General features: G+C 50.2%; 17 protein-coding genes. 8 read left to right on the forward strand and 9 right to left on the reverse strand.

The genetic code is table 11. From position 1 onward, the window contains the following. Positions 1-43: 43 nt before the first annotated feature. The 4 genes from KIH39_RS21520 (at position 44) to KIH39_RS21535 (ending at position 6,089) form a co-directional block, all read left to right on the forward strand. The gene (locus KIH39_RS21520) at positions 44-298 is read left to right on the forward strand and encodes a hypothetical protein (protein WP_213495281.1); all 255 of its coding nucleotides are present in this window, start codon (positions 44-46) and stop codon (positions 296-298) included. A 267-nt stretch (positions 299-565) separates the two neighbouring features. Beyond that, complete coding sequence (locus KIH39_RS21525) at positions 566-1,189, forward strand: REP-associated tyrosine transposase (RefSeq protein ID WP_213495282.1); 624 nt, start codon at positions 566-568, stop codon at positions 1,187-1,189. A 2,068-nt stretch (positions 1,190-3,257) separates the two neighbouring features. Continuing rightward, positions 3,258-3,524, forward strand: coding sequence for a hypothetical protein (locus tag KIH39_RS21530; RefSeq protein WP_213495283.1), 267 nt, complete (start codon positions 3,258-3,260; stop codon positions 3,522-3,524). A gap of 225 nt (positions 3,525-3,749) precedes the next feature. Continuing rightward, on the forward strand, positions 3,750-6,089 hold the full coding sequence (locus tag KIH39_RS21535) for a hypothetical protein (RefSeq protein WP_213495284.1): 2,340 nt from the start codon (positions 3,750-3,752) through the stop codon (positions 6,087-6,089). Between the two features lie 203 nt (positions 6,090-6,292). On the opposite strand, the gene KIH39_RS21540 is transcribed toward KIH39_RS21535, so the two are convergent. The 6 genes from KIH39_RS21540 to KIH39_RS21565 all read right to left on the reverse strand — a co-directional run bounded on the left by KIH39_RS21540 (position 6,293) and on the right by KIH39_RS21565 (position 13,863). Continuing rightward, on the reverse strand, positions 6,293-8,602 hold the full coding sequence (locus KIH39_RS21540) for a hybrid sensor histidine kinase/response regulator (protein WP_213495285.1): 2,310 nt from the start codon (positions 8,600-8,602) through the stop codon (positions 6,293-6,295). Positions 8,603-8,606: 4 nt separating this feature from the next. Beyond that, positions 8,607-9,053, reverse strand: a complete 447-nt coding sequence (locus tag KIH39_RS21545; RefSeq protein WP_213495286.1) for a response regulator — start codon at positions 9,051-9,053, stop codon at positions 8,607-8,609. Beyond that, positions 9,050-10,411, reverse strand: a complete 1,362-nt coding sequence (locus KIH39_RS21550; protein WP_213495287.1) for a sensor histidine kinase — start codon at positions 10,409-10,411, stop codon at positions 9,050-9,052. The genes KIH39_RS21545 and KIH39_RS21550 overlap by 4 nt, the downstream gene beginning before the upstream one ends. Before the next feature lie 276 nt (positions 10,412-10,687). Then, positions 10,688-11,155: a 2-C-methyl-D-erythritol 2,4-cyclodiphosphate synthase gene (gene ispF, locus KIH39_RS21555; RefSeq protein ID WP_213495288.1), complete on the reverse strand. Its 468-nt coding sequence runs from the start codon at positions 11,153-11,155 to the stop codon at positions 10,688-10,690. Positions 11,156-11,184: 29 nt separating this feature from the next. Beyond that, on the reverse strand, positions 11,185-12,261 hold the full coding sequence (locus tag KIH39_RS21560; RefSeq protein ID WP_213495289.1) for an alpha/beta hydrolase: 1,077 nt from the start codon (positions 12,259-12,261) through the stop codon (positions 11,185-11,187). A gap of 156 nt (positions 12,262-12,417) precedes the next feature. Next, a complete protein-coding gene (locus KIH39_RS21565) occupies positions 12,418-13,863 on the reverse strand; it encodes a TIGR04222 domain-containing membrane protein (RefSeq protein WP_213495290.1) in 1,446 nt (481 codons plus the stop codon). 382 nt (positions 13,864-14,245) lie between these two features. Between KIH39_RS21565 and KIH39_RS21570 the strand changes: the two genes are divergently transcribed. Continuing rightward, positions 14,246-14,878: an RNA polymerase sigma factor gene (locus tag KIH39_RS21570; protein ID WP_213495291.1), complete on the forward strand. Its 633-nt coding sequence runs from the start codon at positions 14,246-14,248 to the stop codon at positions 14,876-14,878. Positions 14,879-14,922: 44 nt separating this feature from the next. Beyond that, positions 14,923-17,241, forward strand: coding sequence for a WD40 repeat domain-containing serine/threonine protein kinase (locus tag KIH39_RS21575; RefSeq protein WP_213495292.1), 2,319 nt, complete (start codon positions 14,923-14,925; stop codon positions 17,239-17,241). 387 nt (positions 17,242-17,628) lie between these two features. Here KIH39_RS21575 and KIH39_RS21580 read toward each other — a convergent pair whose 3' ends face one another. After that, positions 17,629-18,039 (reverse strand): hypothetical protein, encoded by a 411-nt coding sequence (locus KIH39_RS21580; RefSeq protein ID WP_213495293.1) that lies wholly within the window; start codon positions 18,037-18,039, stop codon positions 17,629-17,631. 554 nt (positions 18,040-18,593) lie between these two features. Between KIH39_RS21580 and KIH39_RS21585 the strand changes: the two genes are divergently transcribed. After that, the gene (locus KIH39_RS21585; protein ID WP_213495294.1) at positions 18,594-19,466 is read left to right on the forward strand and encodes a hypothetical protein; all 873 of its coding nucleotides are present in this window, start codon (positions 18,594-18,596) and stop codon (positions 19,464-19,466) included. A 121-nt stretch (positions 19,467-19,587) separates the two neighbouring features. On the opposite strand, the gene KIH39_RS26705 is transcribed toward KIH39_RS21585, so the two are convergent. Beyond that, positions 19,588-20,247, reverse strand: coding sequence for a hypothetical protein (locus KIH39_RS26705; RefSeq protein WP_246539373.1), 660 nt, complete (start codon positions 20,245-20,247; stop codon positions 19,588-19,590). Positions 20,248-20,719: 472 nt separating this feature from the next. On the opposite strand from KIH39_RS26705, the gene KIH39_RS21595 reads away from it, so the two are divergent. Next, on the forward strand, positions 20,720-21,196 hold the full coding sequence (locus KIH39_RS21595) for a hypothetical protein (protein WP_213495295.1): 477 nt from the start codon (positions 20,720-20,722) through the stop codon (positions 21,194-21,196). An 89-nt stretch (positions 21,197-21,285) separates the two neighbouring features. On the opposite strand, the gene KIH39_RS21600 is transcribed toward KIH39_RS21595, so the two are convergent. Then, positions 21,286-23,106: a BBP7 family outer membrane beta-barrel protein gene (locus KIH39_RS21600; RefSeq protein WP_213495296.1), complete on the reverse strand. Its 1,821-nt coding sequence runs from the start codon at positions 23,104-23,106 to the stop codon at positions 21,286-21,288. Between the last annotated feature and the right edge of the window lie 439 nt (positions 23,107-23,545).

The raw sequence follows: 23,545 nt of genomic DNA on the forward strand, positions 1-23,545 counted from the left end.
TGAACGATTATAATACCGCTTTATGTTTTCAAGAGATGGGGCAATGACAAACTTACGACTGTCTAAATCTCAACGTATAATTCTAGAAAAGATCAATTCGCATAATGGAGAGATAAACTGGTATAAATTAGGACGCGCTTGTATCGCCCTTCTTGCAAACCCGGCGGATTTTTCACTGCAACCACTATTAGACGCTGAATATATTCGAGAGCAAGCTGTTGAAAATGAGCCGCTGCCCAGGTTGCATATTACTGACAGCGGCAGGGTGGCACTGGCAATCCCTATTCATTCACCGTAAGTCATTACCCAGTAGTAGTTTGGGTGGCACTGGCTATTTGCCAGTGCCCTGAAGTACGATGATACAAAAAACAGACCCCTGATTTAGCATGCTTGCAAAATTCGTAAAGAAGATATAGGCTTTGAGGTGAGGTTTCCTCACTGCCAAGATACCCTTCCCAGTAGTCATCGAATTGAACTACCCGCTGATCCAGACTATCACCTTCAGCTCGACTTCGCTCGAAAAATTTCATTGCAGTGATGTTCCGAAGATGTTTAGGATGATTTGATGTCTAAACGCATCGCTCATCGCAAGACTTTCGAACGTCGACACCAACCGGGCGACTTTCATGAACTGACGTTTTCGATCTATCGACGCTTTCCAGTTCTCGAAGGTGACTATCGCCTAAAGCAGCTCGCACGCTGCATCGACGCTGCGACCGAAGAACTCCGTTTGCAACTCGTGGCATTCGTATTCATGCCGGACCACATCCACTTGCTTGTCTTTCCCTTGGAAAAAGAACCCGATTTGGTCGGATTCCAGGCACGTTTCAAGAGACGGTTTTCACGATTTGTGAAGGAGAATCTCATCGAAACTGGTTCGCCGTTACTCGAAAAGATGATAGTGCGCGAACGGCCAGGAAAGCATTGCTTTCGCCTTTGGCAAGAGGGGCCAGGCTACGACAGAAATCTCTTTACGATGGAAGCTGTTTGCAACTCGATTGAGTATCTTCATGCCAACCCGTTACGAAAAGGCTTATGCGAGCGAGCTACAGACTGGAAGTGGTCCTCGGCTAAATATTACTCCCAGCAGAGTTTAGAAGGGCTAGATGGAGATTTGCCAAAAATACATGGCCTTTCGAAAGACTGGCGTGGATACGAGCTCAAAGGTCGTGAGTTCTTGCTGGGTTGAAAATAGGTTAGGCGAACCGGATAAAATTTGATGTTTTCAGAACGGAACTGGCAGTAGCCAGCGCCTCCCAAACCGTTACTGGAGCATGACTGACGGAGAATGATTGGGGCTGACAGCACCACCACGCAGCAAATAAGCTTATCACTGAACAGCATAATACCACGAACTCGATATTTTGTTAATTTTGTGTACGTCTGCATAGTCAAAATACGATCCTAACCGTTTACTGTTTAAAACCAACTTTGCTGGCCTATACAGCAGACCGTTGGATGATCCGAAAGTTGAATCGGAGTAGATATAAAGAATCGAATCTGTATATATTCTTACTTCAATTATTCCTAAATCACGTAACCTTCCAGTCGGGTAGTAAACCGATTCATTGAGGACGTTTCTATCCTCAATAAATTCTTTCGTGAGTTCCTCGATTAGCTCAGTGTGACGACTCAGGTGAAGCGCTTCGAGATAGCTTATTGAATTGAGTAGTAAAACTATAACTACCAAAAAATTAAAGACAGCAAAATAACCTAGTATGTTTTTAAAAATGGCCAGAACTCCTTTAATTCTACGAACAGCGCTTGTGCTATCAGTAATCATATTCCATGAGCCTTCCCATTTTGCTCGGAAACGAATTTAAGTTACTTTGATTTTTCTTTTGTATTCGCTTTTGGAAACGTGTCATCGACTCGTATGCATTAGCCGTTCCGCCAGTTCCCTTCTTGATCGGTTAGTTACCCTGAAGGCTTTCTCAACCTTTCAGTAGTCGGCGGCATGGCGAAGCCCCATTTACGAGATCCCCAACGCGAACAATTATGGCGGGCGACTTTTCAATCCAGGCAATCGAGCCGGGTGCCAATGGCTAGGCCATTGGCATTTGTGTAAATAATCTCCAATTCGGAGATTCCCTCAGACATACAGGGTGATTCGTGGCCATGCCACTCGCCAATGGCGGAGCCATTGGCACCCAGGATACTACGACCCAACCATTCTTGAATGGTAAATTTCTGTGAAGGGTTACCAGAGCCACCTCTCCTCGACTACTTTTCGGTGAATGACCATTATTGGAAGATGAGTAGTTTGCACTTAACGATCGCCATACCTTCAGTCATTCGTGCTTGTTTGCGATTCTTTTTTGTTCATCATGCCATAAACCAACCCAAATATTGCCCCTAATATAAGGCCTATATGAATAAAAAAATACATCCATATCTCTGGGAGCCTGAGTGGCTGTTTTTTCATATCCTCAGACAGGCTATGCCAAATTTGGCTACCAACATAAACGCCGATAACAGAGCCTATTCCTGAAAATATCAGTGAATATTTCAAGACATATCGGACCAAGTTAGGTGAATGCTTACCCATTGATTATCGACAGAATGTCCAAAATTTAGAATCTCAAAAAAATCGATTAGCGATACCGAATTATGTGCTGTGCTGAAAGCAATCTTTTACCTGATCTGTGAAAACAGCCAGAAAGCAGATCGCTTTGGATGATTGATTCGATCCATCCAATAATAGAAGAGCCAGGTGCAAACGGATCCGCCATTGACATTTCTCCAAGATCCAAAGATTCTATCAAAATAATTGAGTTTTCTCTTTAGATTTCCAGAAAACAGGGAGTATCTTGGTTATCCAATTGGTACCCCGGCATCGACACGAGCTCAAAGGTCGTGAGTTCTTACTGGGTTGAAAATAGGTTATGCGAGCATGAAAAATCGATGTTTTCAGAACGGCACTGGCAATAGCCGGTGCCACCCAAACCGTTATTGGACCATGACTTACGGCGAACGATTGGGGCTGCCAGTGCCACCCCGCCGCCCGATTTTAACTCATTGGTATATAAAGTGACGATCAGTCCAAGGTAATAAGCATTGCTACGGCGGGCGCCATGGTTAGGCCTTTGGCACTCCAAATGGATCGGTTATTTCTTCAAAAAGGTCCCATTTTCACTTGAGAATCCCAGAGAACTGAGTGTATCTTGATACAGGCCATTGGCTCGCAGCTATGAAGAAACAGCGCCCTGTTAAGCCGATACGTCTAGTTCTAGAACATTTGAGATAGAGGAGATGGCATGACTCGACTAGAATTAGCCACGCTAATCGAAAGGACCATCAACTTATCTGGTTATAAAGCCTCCGTTGGAGTGGCTGCGCCCGATGACTCCTCCGGTCCAATCCGCATCTATGTCAGGGTGTCCGACGAATGTGGCAAAAAGACCCAAAGTATCGGCCATGTCGCTATCCTTGAAGACGGCACGATAGAACCGAGATTGTCACGCAAATCAAACGAAATTATGGCGAAGGTTTCTGCGATTCTACAACGCAATCAAAGCGCCTGAGGGAGTTGGTGCGGCCATCGGGTGCCAACGGCTAGGCCAGTGGCATTCAAAATGTATCGAACTATTCTTCGAAGTAGTTTCTTTTTCCTGAGATTCAGAGAAAACTGAGAGTATCTGGGATATGCCAACGGCGTAGTTATTGGCCCCCTGCGAGTTGTTGCGATTATTACCAATATTTATTGTTTTACGCGACTAATATTTCGAACTCTTTTTGGATAATTGGCTATGTTGGACACGCACTTCGATGCTAATCCATTGTTATTTTGGGAATTTGTCGGAGTTGCTTCCGATGCCGCTTTTAAAGAGGGAAGAGTTAATAGAGCTAGAATGCTATTATCGCAAGTTCCGCCAGAATTCCGCGATTTTGTCTGGAAATATAGATCAAGTAGCATTTCCGGCTTCTACATGACTCTTAAGGGCCACTCTTATAGCGCAGAAGCATTAGCAATTAGCAAATGTGGAAATTTTCTCGCCAGCAGATCGAATGACGGGTTGATATATATTTGGGATACAAATCGTGGTCTTATAATAAATTGCCTGGAGACACAATTAAGCAAATCTAGATTGTTAAAATTTAGTACTGATGCAAGTTTGCTTTTCTTCTCAAACGGTAAATCATCTCTTTGTAAGATTCATTTAAATGACGGGTCTTATGAAGATCTGATTAATGATGCTAATTTAAAAATTACAACCGTCATAATGAGTGATACTGCAAATAAAATAATCTACGGAACTTCAGGTGGTGAAATTGGTATATTTGATGTAGAGTCAAAGAAAGTGCAATTCATACTCACCGCGCATGAGAATGAGGTTCAAGCACTTGCTTTATCGTTAGATGGCATTTTTTTAGTCTCTGGATCATACAACGAAATAAAAATTTGGGATTTGGTTAGTGAAAAAATGATGAGCCAACACACAGATGATTATTTTTCTTTGAATTCTATCGCTATTAGCCCAGATAGTAAGTATATTGCAGTTGCTACTATCGGCAAATGTGTTAAACTATACGCATTTCCAAAATTTACTTTCCTTCGAAATTTGGATGGACATAAATCATCTGTGAACCACATTGAATTCAGTCCGGATGGGGGGCTACTATTTTCGTGCTCCGATGATTTTAGTATAAATACATGGGGAGTACCATCAGGCAAATTAGAAAAAGCATATCGAGGACATACCGCAACGGTTTTTAAAATACTTCCATTTCCTGATGGAAATCGTTTTGCTAGCTGCTCAGACGATAAGACCATAAAAGTATGGTCTCAGGACAGTTTAGCGGAAATATTAACATTTTTTGGTCATTCGGATTCAATTATATCAATAGATATCAATAATTCATCAAAGTTATTAGCAAGCGGATCCAAAGATTCTACTATTAAACTTTGGTCTCTTGAATCGTTCAGATTTGAGTGCGAATTGGGAAGTCATGACGATGTAATAATGCGAGTTCAATTCAGTCCGGATGGACAATACCTAGTTTCTGCTTCAGGTGGATTGGATTACGGTTATGATGCTAATCGCGATTTTAATACTCTTAAAGTTTGGGATTTAAATGACGCTTCGTTAAACTACTCTATAAAAACACACTCATCTTGGATTACAAGTTTATCATTTAGTCCGGATTCCAAATTATTATGCAGTGGATCTTTTGATGGATATATAAAAATATGGGATATGCAAAGTAAATCTACAAAATGTCAGTTGTTAATACCTGAAGTTGAAATTAATACGTTAACATTTACACACTGCGGAATGTTTATTCTTTTCGGATGCTCAGACGGATCAGTCCGGACTTGGAATTACGATAAGCATGCACATTCTTTAATACTCATGCAATCATCTTCTTCAATAAATAGTTTAGCTATTTCTCCTGATGGGAATTATTTTGCGAGTGTGAATGATTTTAATGATATTACTATTTGGGATCTTATAAAGCAAGAAGTAAGGATCACTTGGTCTGGTCACGATGCGGTTATTAGAAATGCTCGATTCAGCCCTGACAATAAACATTTGGTCACTGTTTCGGATGATTGTTCCATAATATTTTGGAATTATTTCTATGGATCAGAGCAATTAAGACTAACCGGCCATGATGATATGGTCATCGACGCTTGTTTTGATAGGAATGGGTCATTTTTGGCGACTTGTTCGGCTGATAAAACTATTAAGATATGGGATGCTTCTAACATCGCAAATACTTCTTTTCTATTAAATGATAAAACATCGAATCAAGAAGAAATTGACGTCCCATTTCAAGATGCTGAAATAGATCTTAGAACAGAAAAATATCGTATTTCAAAAACCACTATTTCAGAACCGAAAATCCTACAAAATATCTTAACTTCAGCATCACAATATTCCAAAGCCTTTTGGCATAGCCAGATTGTTGTTAAATCACCGAAAAAGATTGAGCTTTGGGAGAATTTCAAAAAAGAGTGTCTTGATTACTCAGAATTCCTATTATTTATCAAAACCTGTGATTCTCTTCTATCGCAAAACAATGACCCCCAGGAATTAATATCTAATCAAAGGCAATGGGCAATAGATAAGATTAAAAAGCATTAGTTTACTTACATCGTCAGGTGCCAATAGTTAAGCTATTGGCATTCCCAGTTGTATGCGTTCAACCCTCCGCTTTCGCGTCGCGGTTAAAACCGACATGACATCATCTTCCAGCCTGTGGGGTAGCACTTGTTGTGCCAGGGCAATAACCACTCATCAACCCTCCCTGTGACGGTGGCAACCCATAAATGCGTCGGGGTAGTTGGCTATCCCAGCTTGTTCCGGCTCTTCTTCTCATCCAGCACCGAGCGCACCTTCCTCGCCAGAGCCGAAGGTGTAAACGGCTTTTGTAGGAAAGCGAATTCCGCTTCCAATACCCCGTGCCGGACCACCGCATCGTTGGTGTAACCCGATAAGAACAGCACTTTGCAATCGGGCCGCACGGCCGCGATCTTCTCCGCCAGTTGCCTTCCCCCCAGATGCGGCATCACCACGTCCGAAACCAGGATGTCGATGCTCTCCTGCTTTTCCGCAATCTGGATCGCTTCGCGGCCGTCGCGGGCTTCGAGCACCGCGTAACCGCAACTCTGCAGGACGTGCCGGGCCAGCGAGCGGACCGCTTCCTCATCCTCGACCAGAAGAATGACCTCATGGCCGCGCGGGATTGGTCGAACCTCGGTTTGCAACGTATTCCCGGAGGAGAGCACTCCCACCTGGGGCAAATAGATTTTGAAGGTCGTGCCAATTTTCAATTCGCTGTAGAGCTCGATGTGCCCGCCGCTTTGTTTGACGATGCCGTGCACGGTTGCCAGCCCCAATCCGGTTCCCTGCCCCTGCGATTTGGTCGTGAAAAAGGGTTCGAAAATATGTGCCCGGTTTTTTTCATCGATCCCGCTGCCATTGTCGCTCACGGCCAGCATCGAAAACCAGCCGGGCTGTACATCGGTGTACCTCCGGCAATAAGTTTCATCCAGTTCGATGTTGCTGGTTTCGATGGTGATTTTGCCCCCCTGCGGCATGGCATCGCGGGCATTTAAGGCCAGATTCATGAGAATCTGTTCCAGTTGCCCCGGGTCGGCCTTGACCGGACCGAGCGACGGTTCCAGATGCGTCGAGAGCAGCACATCTTCACCGATCAGGCGGCGCAGCATTTTTTCCGTGTCCGTGATGATCGTGTTGAGATTCAACACTTTAGGTTCCAAGACCTGCTGTCGACTGAACGCCAGGAGTTGACGAGTCAAGGCTCCCGCCCGCTCTCCGGCTTTTTGAATTTCGATCAGGGAATCGCGGGTTTCATCTTCCGGGCCGATTTTTTCCAGCAAGAGATCGCTGTAGCCGTTGATAATGGTCAGCAGATTGTTGAAATCGTGGGCGATACCACCTGCCAGCTGGCCGATGGCCTCCAGTTTTTGCGATTGATGGAGCTGGCGATGCAGTCTCTTCTCCTCGGTCAGGTCGCGCATCATGAACGAGAAGTAGCGCAGCACGCTTTCCTCGTTTTTGTGCGCGATGATGGTCTGCGAGACGGGAATTTCGCCGCCATCCGAAGCCAGCAGGGTGGTTTCGCCGACCCAGGAACCGAGTTTCACGGCAGTCGGAATACCGATTTCATGCAGCTGTTTCACGGCCCGCTGCGGAAAGTAGCTATCCATTTTGATCGAGGATAGATCCGCGGAAGAGCCCAGCCCGACCATGCGACGCCCGGCCTGATTGACGAAGATCAAGTGGCCCGCCGCATTGGCCATCCCGACGAAATCGGGCGAGGACTCGAGCACCGCCACCAGACGATTGCGATTTTCCTCGGACTGCATGCGTTCGCTGATGTCCCGGATGATGGCGGTGAAATGCTTCTCCCCTCCCACCTGACTCTGAGAAATCGAGGCTTCGATGGGAAATTCCTCGCCGTTGGCGCGCAGTCCGATGACGCTCGAGTCACCGCCCATCTGACGGCTGGTGACCCCTGTCATCGAAAATTTCTGAATATGGCTTTCGTGCACGTACTGATAACGCCGCGGTAGCAGAATATCGAGTTTCTGGCCGAGTATGGCCGCGCTTTTGTGCCCGAACATCTTCTCGGCGGCCGGATTGAAGAGCAGAATCTTCTGATAGGCATCGACGGAGATGATGGCATCCATGGCCGAATTCAAGATGGCTTCGAGACGGGCTTTGGTTTCGGCGAGCGTCGATTCGAAGCGTTGCCGCTCGACGGCGAACAGCACCGATCTCGTCAAATCCATCCCGATGACGGAGCGCTTGATCAGATAATCCTGCGCACCGTGATGCAAGGCCAGCAGACCGAGTTCGTCCGAATCGTTGCCGGTCAGCACGACGATGGGACAGGTGGAGACGCACTCGCGCATGCGCGACAGCGTTTCGATGCCCTGGCTATCGGGCAGTCCCAGATCGAGCAGAATGACGTCGACCTGTTCGGCTTCGAGGAACTCGAGAGCTTCGCTCAGCCGCGTCACCGACTTGAGCTGGACGTGTTCCAGAAAGGCCAGAGACTCCCGGGCCAGAAGGACATCCGTAGGGTTATCTTCGACGAGTAAAACGGAAATCGACTGTTTATTTTTCATGATTTCAGTTCTCGGGAGGAAGAGTTACGACCGCGAACCAAAAGCCTTCGATCGATTGAACGACGGAGGTGAATTTCTGAAAATCCACGGGCTTGACGATGTAGCAGTTGGCGTGATGGTTGTATGCGGCCAGGATGTCCCGTTCGGCATGGGAGGTGGTCAGAACGATTACCGGAATTCTTTTAAAGCGTTCGTCGGTTTTGAGCTCGGCCAGCACTTCGCGACCATCTTTGCGGGGCAGATTGAGATCGAGCAGGATCAGATCGGGCCGGGGAGCGGTGGCATAGGCTCCTTCCTGGTTGAGAAAGGCCATCGCTTCCACGCCGTCGCTCACCTGGTGCAGTTGATTGAACAGACGGGATTCCCCCAGGGCTTCCCGGGCCAGTAGAGCATCGGTCGGGCTGTCTTCGACGAGCAGAATTTCAATGGGTTTGAGTCGTCCTGTTGTCATGAGGTTTTCGCTCCTTTGTCCGGGACGGTGAAGTAGAACGTCGAACCTTTTTGGGGAGCCGATTCCACCCAGATCTGGCCCCCGTGGCGTTCGACGATCTTCCGACAGATGGCCAGCCCCATGCCGGTTCCCGGAAACTCCGCGCGATTGTGCAGGCGCTGGAAAATGATGAAAATCCTATCGAAATAAGTCGGGTCGATGCCGATGCCATTGTCGCGCACGAAAAAGCACCAGTCCTTTTCCCGCTTCTGGGCACCCACTTCGATGCGCGGCGTCTCCTTGCAAAACTTAATGGCGTTGGAAATCAAATTCAAAAAGAGACGGGTCAACTGCGTGGTATCCGCTTGAACGGCTGGCAGGGGGCCGACTTGAATTTCCGCCTGAGTTTCCGCAATGGCCGACGACAGGGACTCGAGAGCTCGCTGAACCGGCTCCGAACTTTCGATCAGGCTCAATTCTTTTCCCTGGGTTGTCACACGAGAGTAGGCGAGCAGATCGTTGATGAGCGTCTGCATCCGTTCCGCCCCTTCGACGGTATGTCGGATCAGCTCGTCGGCCGATGCGTCCAGCTTTCCCTGATACCTCTTCTTCAAGATTTGAACGCAGCCCGAGATCGCCCTCAACGGTTCCTGCAGATCGTGCGAAGCCACGTAAGCGAATTGTTCCAACTCGCCATTGGATTTGGAAAGATCTTCCGAGAGTTTCTGATAAGCCCGGGTCGAACGCTGTCGCTCCTGAAAGTTGCGATAGACATACGTATAGAAAACACCCAGACCAGTGAGACCGGCTATGCTATTTCCGAAAATGAAACTCATGGCAATTAGATAGCTACGATTGTCGCGCTCCTGGCGAACGGAAAGCAACTCCCGTTCCTCCTTTTGAAATTCTTCCAGCAGGTTGCGCAGCGCGCGAAGTTCTCTTTCGTGCTTTTTGCTGGCAAAGAGCGTTCGGGCTTTCTCGAAGTCTTCGCGTCGAAGTTCCGTCAGTTCCTTCAACGTGGTTCGCAGCTGCATGTAGAGCGGCCTTAATTCTTCAATACGGCGAATCTGGCTAGGATTATCCGCCGTGAGTAGCCGGATTTCCTCCGCCTGATGTTGGAGGTTTTGTTCGATTTCCAAAGCGTCGATGAGGAATTGTTCGTCGTCGGTAATCAGAAAGCCGCGCACTCCCGATTCCAGTTCGACCAGGCGGCGGAGAATCTTTTCGCTGACATCCAGTACTTCCTGAGTGTGAGAAACCCAGATCTCGCTTTCTCGAAGCCGTCGGGTGTTTGCGTAAGAGAAAAGGAAACCGGTAGCCAACAGAGCGAGGAGCAATCCCGCGCCCCAAAAAATGGATCGATTGTTGGCCTTGAACATTTCTACCTACCACCGAGAATGCAACCGCTTGGAGCATCCCCCGACCGAAGACAACCTGGGTTGAGTTCTAATCTTTCGGGCGCGAGAAAAGATGCGAACAGATACTTGGAGATCTATCGGCATTCTTCCAATGAAGTATTTGAAAAGAAATCTACGCTAAATCTCTTGGCTAATCCATTCAATATTTTTTTGTAAGTAGTTTAACTATCAATACTTAAGAAAAGCGATTAAATATTAAGTGATTTAACGGAAGTGAGTCTTCTAATAATGAAAATTTCAATTCAACAATAATACTACATGACAGCCGATGGCTTCGCCCCGGCCGATGTGGCCGACCTTTTCCCCGGTCTTTGCTTTCACGCTGATTTGTGAAACCTCGGTCTTCAAGATTCGAGCGACATTCTCGCGGATAGCCTGTTTCACCGGGCCGAGCTTCGGCTCCTGCGCGAAGATGGTGATATCCACATTCCCCACCCGATACCCGGCGGCTTCCACCTGACGTAAAGCTTCTGCCACGAACTCGGCAGAGTCGCGATTCAAATGGCGGGGATCGGTGTCGGGAAAGAGGTCGCCGATATCGCCGAGCGCAGCCGCACCGAGCAGAGCGTCCGTCAGGGAATGCAGTACGACATCGGCATCGGAATGGCCCATCAACCCGCGGCTATGTTCGATTCGAACGCCGCCCAGAATGAGCGGGCGGTTCGCTTCCAGGCGATGAGTGTCGTGGCCGCTGCCAATACGCATAGATTTGTTACCAGTTAATCGAGTTGCTTCTATTTAACCGGTGGAACGCGCTGGGTCAACCACTGAGCCATCTCGTGCGAGAAGCTCAACCCCGTCTGGGTATTGTGGCGGCCGGTGGGATTCACATAAGCGGTCACTTCGATTCCTCGGGAACGAGCGAAGTAAAGGAAGCTTTCCACCTGGGAATCGATGTTGAATTCATCCTTTTTGCCGTAGGCCACGAACATGTTCAGCTCACCCGGCTTGACCTGATAACTTTCCAGCATTTCGGTCGGGTTATCGGCGGCAATCTTGGCGACGGTATCCGGCCCTTTCCCGAACAGATGATCGGAGAGCTGGCGTTTGCGAACGATCAGCAGGCCACCGTAAAACTTGGCGATGGGGGCATGCCGTTTCAATTCTTCATCGAACTGAAAGCAGTTCGGATCGAACTTGCCGAAGTAGTCGCCGTGGCAATCGGAGTAGCGAATGTTCAACGGCGGCATGATGCCGATGGCGTTGCCGACCTTATCCCGGTGTTTGATGCCGAGGTTGATGGCGCCGTAGCCGCCCATGCTAGCTCCCGCGAGAACATGAGCGTTGCGGTCGGGCAGCACGGAGAAGCCCTGGTGCAGAAAATCCCAGATATCGATCATGATGTAGTCGTCGAAGCGGCCGGCATTGCTATTGATGTAAAAACTTCCCTTGTTGCGCAGGGTGGGGTGGTTTTCCACCCGGCCATCGGGCGAGGCGATGATCATATGCGGGAGTTCGCCGGAACGTATGCTGTCGTCGAACGACTTGACCAGGCTCAGGAAGTTCTTTTCATCTTGACCGAGGCCGTGCAGCCAGATCATCAGTGGATAGTGTTTGGTTTTGTCGTAACAGGGAGGGAGGTAGACGTAAAGGTCGCGTTTTTCGCACAAAGCGGAGGAATACAGCCGCCGGTCGACGCGATGGTTGTAGGTGTAGTCCAGGACCTGCCCGGCCAGCTTGCTATTGAGTCTTTCGATTTCATTGCGCGGCAGCAGTCGCAGGGGACCAATGCCGCTGAATTGGGCTTCAGCGAGCCCTTGAACACCCAGTAATAAAACCAGTACTAACAGAAATGGCCGGACGAGTCTCATGCCCACCCCACGGAATAACTTACCCTCGTGGATTCGACCATCATTAATAGCCGACTTGATTTGGGCTGGGAACTCCAATTGGAATTCGGGCGAGTAGAGGGTTGGCCGGGGCGATAAAATCGATTATTCGCGAAATTTGGGAAAGCTCGGCAGGGGTTAATCCCCACCGCCTCCGCAACCTCCACAACCTCCTCCACCATCCCCGCCCCCGCCGCCGTCGCTTGACGAGCAACCACTACTGGAGTTGGAAGAAGAGTTCACTACGTTGGAGGAAGCTCGGAGTGGCCGAAGAACGCTTCCCAGATCTTCGAACTGTCCGCCTGCCAGTACAACCGCCCCAAACAGTGCTACCGGCAGACCGATCCCTTCCGCCGTGTCATTCAGTTGAGGGTTGGGGGAATTCCAGGAGGAATGTTTCACCTTCAAACTTTTCAGGAAGCGATTTCCAAAGCGGGAGTTTCTTGGGATCACGGCCAGGTTGATCAGTGTAACCACCAGGGTGGCAATACTGAATCCAATGAGAATGCCGACCGGTTTCCCGCGTTCGACGCCGATGAAGATTTTGGTTAACCCGAATAAGAGCAGGAGCACGAACGGCATAATCGCCAGCCAGCGAATCAGATTCACGCGACCCGGGGAGAGGATCAGACCTTTTTCGATGAGGGAATCGCGAATCTCCTCAATCGGCAGCTGGCATTTTTTCTGAGCAGTACCGGCATTGAGCTGGGTGAGATGGCTATCGTACACGGCGCGTTCCCAGTTGCTGGCGTCCGCGGGCAACGGCTGAAGTTGGATAAAGCGACCGTTTTTGGCATCCACGCCCAGGCAGCCTTTACGATTCAGTTTCGCCGTGGCGGTGATGAACACTCGCTCCGGTCCGTTTTGCAGGTAAGCCACTTCGTAATCGGTCAGGTCGGGCTCGGAATTCTGCGGCACCGGGCCGATCTTGAGCAGTGCCCGAATCAGAACGCACCAGATCAGGGAGAGCGCTCCCAATTCGGCATAGAGACCGAGAAACTCCGGCCCCTTCCAGTCCAGCGGATTCATTTCCGCGCCACAACCGACGAGGGCAACCATTACCAGACCGCTGAAGGCGTACTGGGCTACATTTTGCACCTGGCGCTTGGGAATGATCCAGTTTTCCTTCCAGTTGACTCTTTTCCAGGCGAGGTTTCTGCCGAAGCGCTCTTCGGATGCCGGCCAGAGATCGAGCGGTGGAGCTTCCTGGAAAAATTTGTGATAACTCTCGAGAGTACGGCGGTACCATTCGTCATGCTTTTGGTGTTCTTCCGGTCCGCCCTTGGTCGGCCCGTGATGCAACGGCTGGCCCAGATAGTTCGGGCAGAAATCCTGCCAGTACTTGCGGGTGTAGACTAAATGAAGGTGCCAGACCTGATCGATTTCTTCGGATGGGGTGACCGGATGACCGGCCGCCATCGCCAGGAAGCAGAACCGCTTGTATTCCTGCAAGGCTCTCTGGGCATAATGGAGAGACCAGCCATTTTCGCGGGCCAGTCGGGCCGCGAAGGTCAATCGGGTTTGCGGATCGTCGAAGGAGTAACTGGCGATGCGATCGAAAAGCTTCTGCTGATCAAGATCCATAGGAGCCCTTTACGAGTAGAAGTCGTGGCGTTCCATCGAACTCGAATTTCCGCGGCCGTTCTGGAATTTCGTGGCAGTGATCCTTCAAAAAGGTGTTCGATTCGGCCGCCCCGATTATTAAAGACGATCCATTTTCTTAACTGAAGATTCTTTCTGGAAACGCAGGCGGAAGTCAGGACATATTGGCGGAAGGAAAACTCATGGCCGGAAAAAGTAGGAAAAAGTTTAGAAATCGGCATTTTTTTAGAAAATCGGGTTGGCGTGCAAGAGCGGGAAAAAACTGAGATTATTGCCCGGCGGGAGCCGAATTGCTTGGGGATTCTCAAGTTCTCCCAGTTTCTCAATATCGACCTAATCCAGCACGCATACTATACTAATTAGTATGGTTTCGACACGTCAAACGCCGCCGGCGGTCGTCGGTTCGCAGCGTATCCCTGATACTCGAGTCAGTCTGCTGCTTCGCATTCAGGATCCCGCTGATACGATGGCATGGAATGAATTCATCGGACTTTATGCTGCGATTGTGTACGGCTTCGCGCGTAAACGCGGCCTGCAGGATGCCGATGCGGCCGATCTGATGCAGGAAGTGTTTCGCAGTGTGGCCCGCGCTATTGGGGGCTGGTCGTACGATACCAACAAAGGAAAGTTTCGATCCTGGTTGTACGCGATCACCCGGAACAAAGTATTTAATTTCCTCGATTCGCAGCGTCGCCACCCGCGGGGTTCAGGGGATTCGAACGTGCATCGCCGGCTCGAAGAGCAGACCGAAGGCGGCGAGGATCAGGATCAGTGGGATCAGGAATACGAACGGAAGACGTTCGCCTGGGCCGCCGATCAGATTAAGGACGAGTTTCAAAAAACCACCTGGCAGGCTTTCTGGATGACCGCCGTTGAGGATAAATCCGTGAAAGAAGTGGGCGATCTGCTCGGTATGTCCCCTGGAGCCATTTATGTGGCCAAAAGTCGAGTAATTGCTCGCCTCCGGGAGAAAATTGCCGAGATACAGGCCGAATAGACAACTTGTCTGGGAATACTCAGATATCCTGGAAGACGATTTGCATGACAACTGTGACCGTGACCGCCTGCCCACCTCCTGAGAGGCTCAAAGCTCTGCTCGATCAGCAGCTGACCGAAACAGAGACTTGCGAAATCGTCGCGCACCTGGATGCCTGCGAAAACTGCTCGCAAAAACTCGAAGAAATTGCCGGCGGCGGCGACAAAGTCCGTCAGCTCGTCAAACATTGCGACAAGGAAAAGCCAGATACCACTTCCGCTTACTGGCCGGCCCTCGAACAGATCGAACAGGAATTCAAACGCTCCACCTCCGATCGCACCGCGCTGGTCCGCACCAAACCGGGTCAGGAAATTTCTCCGGTGGATACCCGCCAGGAGATCTCCTTCGACTTTTTGGATCCTCCCGAACAGCCCGATTCGCTGGGCACTCTGGACCGCTTTCAGATTCTCAATGTGATCGGTCGCGGCGGCATGGGCGTCGTCTTTCGGGCATTGGATGCCTGCCTGGAACGCATCGTTGCCATCAAGATGCTCGATCCGCAGTACGCCAAGAACGAACTGGCGCACGATCGCTTTTGCCGCGAAGCGCGCTCGGCTGCGAAGATCATGCACGAAAACGTAGTGACCATTCACCACGTCGATGAGAACGAAAAGAAAGAACTGCCTTATATCGTCATGCAGTACGTGAAAGGGCAGTCGCTGCAGGATCGGCTCGACAACAAGAAGGCGATGGAGCTTTACGACATCGTGCGCATCGGCAAGCAGATCGCCTCCGGGCTGGCGGCCGCGCACTCGGAAAATCTGATTCACCGCGATGTCAAACCGGCTAACATTCTCATCGAAGAACGGACCAATCGCGTTCTTCTGACCGATTTCGGCCTGGCCCGCATGAGCGAGGATGTGAAGCTGACGCAGACCGGTTTTGTGGCCGGTACACCTTTGTTCATGTCTCCCGAGCAGGCGCGCGGCGAAGCCGTCGATTATCGTTCCGACCTCTTCAGCCTGGGCAGCGTGCTGTATGCGATGTGCACCGGCAGCCCGCCGTTCATCGGTTCAACGCCGTTTCTGGTACTGCGCAGCGTTACTGAACTGAGCCCCAAGCCCATTCAGGAGCTAAATCCCACCGTTCCCGATTGGCTGGCCGAAGTGATTGAAAGACTCTTGGCCAAGGATCCCAAGAGCCGGTATCAGTCGGCGGCGGAAGTGGCCGATATCCTGGAACAGGAACTGGTTTCGATTCCCCGGCGCTCCTATAAAACGTCGGTCCGCACGCGTACCCCGTTGTTGCCCAAGATCACGCGCGGCGTCTCGGGCCGTCGGCTCAGTTATATCGGACTGGCTTCGCTTCTATTAACGGCAGGTTTACTTACCACCGAAGCGACCCGTCTCACGCACTTCACCGTGCTGGGGCAGCGAAATTTGTCCTCCGCGAAGCTCGGATCTGGTGAAGTCGATGATGCCCCGCAGAAGCCCAAGCAGTTATTGCCCGTGAAATCGGGACCTGTTTGGGGAATAGCGTACAGCCACGACGGTAAGATGCTGGCCACCGGCAGCGAAGATGGAGCCATCCGCTTTTGGAATGCCAAAACCGGCGAAGCAAACTTTACGATCAATAACGCGCACAACGGCCCGATTTGGGCCCTGGCCTTCAACAACGACGGCACGGAAATCTATTCCTGCAGCGATGATGGTCTACTGAAACTCTGGCGGCTATCGGACCAAAGGTACACGAAGTTCATGCCGGTTGAATCTGGCATTCGGTCTATCGCCGTCAGTAAGAGCGGGCAGTATGTGGCCACCGGAGCACGAAACGGCGTGGTTTCCATTCACGATATTCGCCAGGGGGTAACGCTCGCTTCCCTGGCTTCGCATGATGGGCCGGTAATGGCTATGGCGTTTTCGCCGAACGATGAAATTCTAGCCAGCGGCAGTATCGATAAAACTGTCAAGCTCTGGCAGGTGAACCCTAAAAATACCCGCAATGCGTTAGTGCCAAAAAACATCTTGAAGCATGAGACTTCCATTTACACACTGGCCTTTTCGCCGGATGGGAAGTTGCTGGCCACCGCCGGATGGGATAGCGAAATCCGCATCTGGAGCATGGCGAAGGATAATATGATCAAGCAGTTCGAAGCGCATCGCAGCGAGATCTTCGGCTTGAAGTTCAACCCGTTAAATTCCGAGTTGATATCGGTGGGTAGCGACCGGATGGTCAAGTTCTGGGAAGCGGAATCGGGAACCCTCAAGCACGCTTTCCGGGCTCACGATGGGCCGATCACGAATATCACCTTCGCTCCGGACGGTAAGACGTTTGCGACGTCGAGTCGCGATGGCACCGTGCAGGAGTGGGACACGCCGCGGTAGGAGATGCTATATCGGCAGGATGAATCTCCTGGTATCGGTTTTAAGAAGGAACCGCAGAGCCCGCCGAGATCGCAGAGAGAGTAGAGAAAAGAGTCACATCAATCCGTTTTGTTTTTTGGTGCCAATGGCTTAGAATTAGAATCTCCAAAAAACGAGTAAACCCTGTGGAAGATGCAGATTTTCGGGGGTTTTCTGCTCTCAAGTGCATATTTCGAATAACAATCTCTTTTCGTTTTGGAACGATGCGATTCTTTGCTCAAACCGAAAGAGTGTTCTGACTTTTTGTAGGCTCCTAGTTTCACGAACCGTCCAAGAATCGGTGCAGTACGGCAAGTTCAATAACTCTCCTATTCAAAAGAAATTCCACCCAAAGAAACAATCACTATTTCAACTGGATGATGTAGTAAGGAGTGTTTTTCTGGCTATTTCCTCTTCTTTCAAAGTCTCCCGTATCAACGTATTAACTTCTTCTTTCGTCCATGCCAAACCTGTTTTGCCAAATGGTCGAACAAAAGAACTGAAGTATGGTAAAGGAGATTCTCTCATTTCTGGTGGAAAATTGTATACTTTTTTAGTTAGATCATCGAGGTGCAGGAATTGCAATCTTGCTTGGGGTGAATGATGTCCCATGTTAAATCGAACAAAGGCATAGCCTGAGCCGTCAAGGTTAAACAGTCGCTCCAGCTCAACAGCTGGATTTTCTGAGTACACCTCGAAAAAAGTTACGGGATTACCAGAAACAATCTTTATGAAATCGTCACGAGTTTCTGCAATCGCGACTGAAAAATAATTGTTCATCAATTAGATCTCATAAATCAAAAATGCTATGAATTGGTATTTTTTAGTCTGTCGCCATCGTGGCACACGCCACTATCCAATGTTTATTCCGCAAAGATCATCACTTTTTCGTACTCCAATATGCCCTGCCTTGCGTCAGCCCTGCAACAGATTTCGGTGGGGAGATTTCAGAATATTTACAAGCTCATTCTCTCTCCTTGTCTACGAGCCCATGCCACACAACGCCCTGACTTGTCATTCATTCACGATGAGTGATATGGGTAGCGAAGGCCTTCTCTTAGATGCAATTGCGTCCCTCGAGCGCTCCGCTGCGCGTCGCGGTTAAGCTCTGGTGTTTACGTCGATGCATCGCAAATGGAAAAACACAATTTAGCGACGCATCGGAGGCTTTGCGCAGATGCGTAAAAACTCCGCGGGAGGAGAATCGTAACGCATCTACGCTTCGCTGCGATGCGTCGCTTACGCGACTTCACCCAATTCATATAAATGAATTAATATTCCGAGCAGCTGCGAAGCTTAAGCAGGCCAAACGGTAACTGGAAAGTAGGTTTTGAATGGGGGAAATCAGCAAAAAACTCGCATCTCGACTTCAGAAAGCAAAAGATCGACTTACCGATTTGAGCCGGCAACTGGCAACCGATTTTGCATGCGTTCCTAAAAATCCGACAGCGAGTAAAACTCTTGGTCCGTCCGACTTGGACCCGCTTCACACCTTCTACATTGCGGGCCAAAATTTCGCCTCCTATTTTTCCGAAAAGGTTTCTCAGTTCCCTGAGCTCACGCCCTATTACGATATTATGGCTCAGGCTCAAGAGGAATACATGCCCAGCGCCCCTCCAATGAGTCCCTTAACTAATAGCTATTTCACGCTTTGGGCTTTTTTTGACATGAAATTTGGTCGGGATCAGGAAACGATCTCTCAATGCATTATGGATTTAGCTGGACCGCTGAAAATGGACGCTATCGCAAGCGAAACGATCCGCCGGATGCAAGCTTCTCGCATGGGAATTTACGAAGTGATCGGCAAGGAAGGCAATCGCTGCAGAATGCGGGAATTGGTTACCGAAGATGAATTCGTTTGTCATGTGGCCAGTGGTTATCAAGGCTCGCGGGGAGAACTTTGGTATGTCCGCCTCGGCCCTCCACTGAACGAATGGTTCGATTATCATGTCGTCATAACTACTCCCTATGTTTTGTTGGGTGCCACGAAGGTCGACTGGGTAGCTTACTTGAAAAAGTCCATATTGGGTTCGTCTGATATGAGGAAAGCCCTTCATCAGTTCTTGAAATATGGAAAGGCGAGCGTTTCCCGAAAGGCCGACGAATCCTGGAATGAGTTTATCTTCCAAGCTTACCATCATCACAAAACGGAAGTAATCTTCTTGTCCGGAATTCCCGATGTAAAGGGAAGTCTCCCCCACGCCTAGTTTTAGAGGGAAAAACCATACTCTCCATGCGAAAAACCTCGCCCCGTTTCTCGAAGATGGATTTTTTGCCGTGAATCATTCGCAATCTCGCAGATCTTGTCCGCCGCACACCCTTAAACGATTAATCAAACGCTTCCTTGCCCAAAATTCTATCCACTACCCAGCAACCTTTGACATGCGGACGATTACTACGGCAGTGCTGAATAATCTCTTGATCGTCGCAACCAGCCTCTTCGAGGGCCGTTGCGAGAAGGGGTAGATTATCGAAATTGCGATTGTCGTAACAATACTGGGCTTGTTCAAGTACTACCGGGCTCCTCCAACGTGTATCGAAAACATGTGGCCGAAATGGATGCCAGAAAACATCATGAATTAATTGAACCAGTCGTGGACGACTTTCAATTCTACGAGCGGGACGATCATCACTCCAGAAGGCATCCAACAGAGCCGCCCAGGCATCGGCTTTTCTTGGAAACGACGCATCAGCAGGCGCTATTGCGTTATATGTTTTATTTCCCGTGATGTCTGATTTGCTCAATTCAAATGCCACCTTTCGAGCGGCGTAGTAACATTGCTCCAATTCTTCCGAGGTCGCCAGACCATCCGCAAATTTTTCCGCCGTGATGACGGCAGCACGGCTTCTGCTATCTTCCAGGGAATTCCATATTGCACGACAGCAGGCACAGGCAAAGAGTCGAAGCTTTCTGTGACAAGCTTGCGCCTGATAAAATTTCATCAACTCAAATGGAGAGTTACAGCGGAGCCATTCTTCCTCGGTCATGAATCACTCCGGAACTCGCCTCTGAATTACGCAGAAATTGAAGAAGGGAATTGCTACTTCGTCATCTCCAATTTCAAAAGACACCGCTGTGATGTTTTGGGTTCGCCAGTCGAAAACAAAAAAACCAGTTGAAGACCGCTATTCTTTTTCCCCCCCGGCATTCGCTCTTTCACAAGATCATTTCTGCATATTTCTTTTACCAACGTAATTGAATGAGAACGTTTCAAACTGTGCGCGCTTTTCGGGCACAGCCGCTTTATCTAATATGAGAATTTCCGAGGGGAATTTCCGCTAAACCCTTGAAAATACAGCACTTTTTACCATGCCCAAAGCTGAGAAACTACTTTTGGCACGCTTCCTGCATTAAGGCTTTCCGTCGGGTGTTAATTCCGACTATTTCGGTTGACGCACTAAATCCCTCCCGCGTCAGTTCCTACGCCGAAATATTTCGTTGCAATGGAGTATTTTGAGAATGAAGAACTATCTTCCCATTTTGATGGCGTCGGTGTTATTGATTTTCGGGGCGGGAACGCTGTTGATTAGCGAGATGAATAAAGAACGAAATCCCGCCGGATTCCGCTATTTCGCCAGCGATGCCGAAGCCAAAGAAGTCATTAAAGAAGAATCGGATCGCGCAGTAAATCTCGAAGAAAAATTGAACGAAACGACCCTTCGAATCGCCACCCGCTTCGATGCCACGCGCAAACTGGTCATCGGGAAAATGAGCCTGCTCGCGACCGTCGAACTCTACAACGATTTAAATCGCCTGGCACACGATCCCACCCATCCGGAAGATGGCTGGGTTTCCGAGTTCGAACGCTATCACTGGATTTCGCGACAGATTCGTATGAACATTGTGCACGTCGTTCTGCCTGCGGAAAAGAAACAACTGTTGCCTCGCGTGCTGGCCGAACTGAACGCGCTGGATTGGGTGCTCGCGGATATGTGATTTCAAACTTCTGCCTTAAACGCCAGCAGGGCGGGCTAACCTTTTTCGGATTAGCCCGCCCTGCGTTGTTTAGTGGACAGTGGATCCGATTAGAATCGGAACTCGATACCCGCACTGACCGACTGCAACCAGTAATCGGTCGACTTGTTCAGGTAAGTCGGTCGAGCCACGCCGGAGAGCGTACCGGGAGGAATTTGCGACGTGTTGATAACGGTATCGATCTGGTCACCCGGTCGCTGTACCGAGCTGACATACAGCACGTTGTAACCGACGAAGGCTCGCGTGTTCTGGGTGATCTGGTAGCCGATGGTGCCACCCAGTTCCGGGAGGAAGGCGAAGCGGTCCTTGCTGTAGCTGCCGATGTTCGAAGGCAGGGCCAGCAGGCCACCGGTGCCGACCACGGGGGTCTGGCCGGGGATCTGAGCGACCGTGGCTCCGAAGATATTGACCTGGCTGTGCATGTCGCCGATCGCCACGGTACCGCGGTAACCGAAGATCCAGTTGTCGCGTCGGATTTCACCCGTCAGGCCAACCTGGCCGCCGTTGAAGTCGTTCTTGGTATTGAACGAATCGAGTACGGTGAACGTCGTTCCCAGGGGAGCCCGCACGCCGTTCGGATCGGTTGCCGTCAGGTTTTCCTGAACGCTCAGCGATTCATCGAGTCGGAAATAGCGATAGCCGATCAGGAAATCCATCCGCGAACAAGGATCGCAGAAGAGGTTCTTGCGGAAGTTGAGGTCTCCGGTCCAAACCTGACTGCTGGAGTTGACCTGCACGGTACCGGCCAAAACCGGCGACAGATTCGGGTTCAGGAACGATACCAGCTCCGTGAACTGGGTGCCGGTGACTGCGTTGAAGAACGGTCGGAACAGACCCGGGTTCCCCGCATTGCCGGCCACGAAATTGGCCGATTGCTTGGGAACATAAAGCAGGCTGAAGTCGATGCCGCAGGTGTTCTGGCTATCGAGCCAGCCGCCGCCGCGAATGCGGAAAGCCGACTGCCCGTTATCCAGGATGTTGCTGTTGCCGTACAGAATGCGGGTATTGGGATCGCCCAGCGTACCGGCGGTGGTTACCGGCAGCCCGGCGGGGGCCGTCGTGACCAGCGGCGGGATGGACATGCCCTTACCCCAGACCCAGGCGTACTCACCGCTCAGCCAGATCCGACCGTTAGGCCCGCAATTGCAAGGCAGATTGCAGGTGGCATCAGTCGTTCCACAGACTTCCGTGAGGAAGTCAGGTTTGGACTTCCTAATCACGCCGATCTGCGGCATAGTCTGGCTGATCACGCCCTGCTGAGGAACCGTTTGGATGATTCCCGTGCTGGCCGGTACGCTGCTGGGTGGAACGATACCCTGTTGAACGGTGGGAACGGTCGTCGTAATGACCGGGGCGGCCACGCCATCCGAATTGATCTTGGGGGCGGTGGGAGTACCGGGTTGAATAGCCGACGGTACCGTCGTGGTCGGCATCAGGGAAGGAACCTGAGGTACCTTCTGGGGCACGACCATCGGAGCGGGAATCAATTCCTGCCCGGCGGCGGCGTAGCTGCTGGCGTCACCGGAACCGGAATAGTTGGTGGGCAGTCCGTTCGTGGTGGGGGTCGAGTTCCCCTGGAACATCATCGACAGCCCGGGCAGTGGCGTCGGCTTGAAGCTGTAGCCACCATCGCCTGCCCAACCGACTTGCACGATAACCGGTAAGTCGGACTTGGCGTATGGCTGTTTGTTGTTTGGATTGTAAGGAGTCAAGAGCCGGTACGATTGGGGCGTCGGCGGAGTTTGAGCTTTCGAGGGCAAGAGTTTCTCCGCCCAGTCGGCATCGATGCCGGAGCTTTGGGCCAGACTTACACCTGGAGCGAACAGACACCCGGCCAATGCTCCATAGAGCGATCGTTTGAACTTTTTCATAAGTCCCCTTTTTTCACACTGAGGCATGGGTGGGGTGAAATGGGATTAGAGTCCCGTTCTCGCCCGGTTTCCCGAATCTACTGATTCGACCCGAATATCCCTGCTAGGCTGAACTATCGACAGTTCGGGATTATCACGTCGAAACGAAACGGTGAAAAATGGTTAAAAGCGTCAACTTAGGTAAACGCAAGATCGTTACAGTTTGACACCCGGAAAATCCGGACAGATGTGCTTGTAAAAGCCACTTGATCAATTTGACGATTATGACAGTTCTGCCGGCTATAGTACAGAAAAGGCGGTTGGTCAAAGCTGTGGCAACGGTTATGCGAGTTTTTCCAATCAATCCGCTAGCATCCCGCCTGAAAATTGCTTTTTTGCTTAGAATCTCTATGCATTTCTGTAGAAAATAAGATTCCGAGTGAGGATTGACATCGTCGGA

It is taken from the genome of Telmatocola sphagniphila (genome assembly GCF_018398935.1).
Lineage (GTDB): Bacteria > Planctomycetota > Planctomycetia > Gemmatales > Gemmataceae > Telmatocola > Telmatocola sphagniphila.

What these genes read in the sequence shown, in the direction of transcription:
- KIH39_RS26705 (WP_246539373.1), bottom strand. Translation starts at nt 20,247, where the DNA reads ATGACCGAGGAAGAATGGCTCCGCTGTAACTCTCCATTTGAGTTGATG.
- KIH39_RS21600 (WP_213495296.1), bottom strand. Translation starts at nt 23,106, where the DNA reads ATGAAAAAGTTCAAACGATCGCTCTATGGAGCATTGGCCGGGTGTCTG.
- KIH39_RS21530 (WP_213495283.1), top strand. Translation starts at nt 3,258, where the DNA reads ATGACTCGACTAGAATTAGCCACGCTAATCGAAAGGACCATCAACTTA.
- KIH39_RS21520 (WP_213495281.1), top strand. Translation starts at nt 44, where the DNA reads ATGACAAACTTACGACTGTCTAAATCTCAACGTATAATTCTAGAAAAG.
- KIH39_RS21560 (WP_213495289.1), bottom strand. Translation starts at nt 12,261, where the DNA reads ATGAGACTCGTCCGGCCATTTCTGTTAGTACTGGTTTTATTACTGGGT.
- KIH39_RS21525 (WP_213495282.1), top strand. Translation starts at nt 566, where the DNA reads ATGTCTAAACGCATCGCTCATCGCAAGACTTTCGAACGTCGACACCAA.
- KIH39_RS21535 (WP_213495284.1), top strand. Translation starts at nt 3,750, where the DNA reads ATGTTGGACACGCACTTCGATGCTAATCCATTGTTATTTTGGGAATTT.
- KIH39_RS21550 (WP_213495287.1), bottom strand. Translation starts at nt 10,411, where the DNA reads ATGTTCAAGGCCAACAATCGATCCATTTTTTGGGGCGCGGGATTGCTC.
- KIH39_RS21545 (WP_213495286.1), bottom strand. Translation starts at nt 9,053, where the DNA reads ATGACAACAGGACGACTCAAACCCATTGAAATTCTGCTCGTCGAAGAC.
- KIH39_RS21565 (WP_213495290.1), bottom strand. Translation starts at nt 13,863, where the DNA reads ATGGATCTTGATCAGCAGAAGCTTTTCGATCGCATCGCCAGTTACTCC.
- KIH39_RS21595 (WP_213495295.1), top strand. Translation starts at nt 20,720, where the DNA reads ATGAAGAACTATCTTCCCATTTTGATGGCGTCGGTGTTATTGATTTTC.
- KIH39_RS21580 (WP_213495293.1), bottom strand. Translation starts at nt 18,039, where the DNA reads ATGAACAATTATTTTTCAGTCGCGATTGCAGAAACTCGTGACGATTTC.
- KIH39_RS21540 (WP_213495285.1), bottom strand. Translation starts at nt 8,602, where the DNA reads ATGAAAAATAAACAGTCGATTTCCGTTTTACTCGTCGAAGATAACCCT.
- ispF (WP_213495288.1), bottom strand. Translation starts at nt 11,155, where the DNA reads ATGCGTATTGGCAGCGGCCACGACACTCATCGCCTGGAAGCGAACCGC.
- KIH39_RS21570 (WP_213495291.1), top strand. Translation starts at nt 14,246, where the DNA reads ATGGTTTCGACACGTCAAACGCCGCCGGCGGTCGTCGGTTCGCAGCGT.
- KIH39_RS21585 (WP_213495294.1), top strand. Translation starts at nt 18,594, where the DNA reads ATGGGGGAAATCAGCAAAAAACTCGCATCTCGACTTCAGAAAGCAAAA.
- KIH39_RS21575 (WP_213495292.1), top strand. Translation starts at nt 14,923, where the DNA reads ATGACAACTGTGACCGTGACCGCCTGCCCACCTCCTGAGAGGCTCAAA.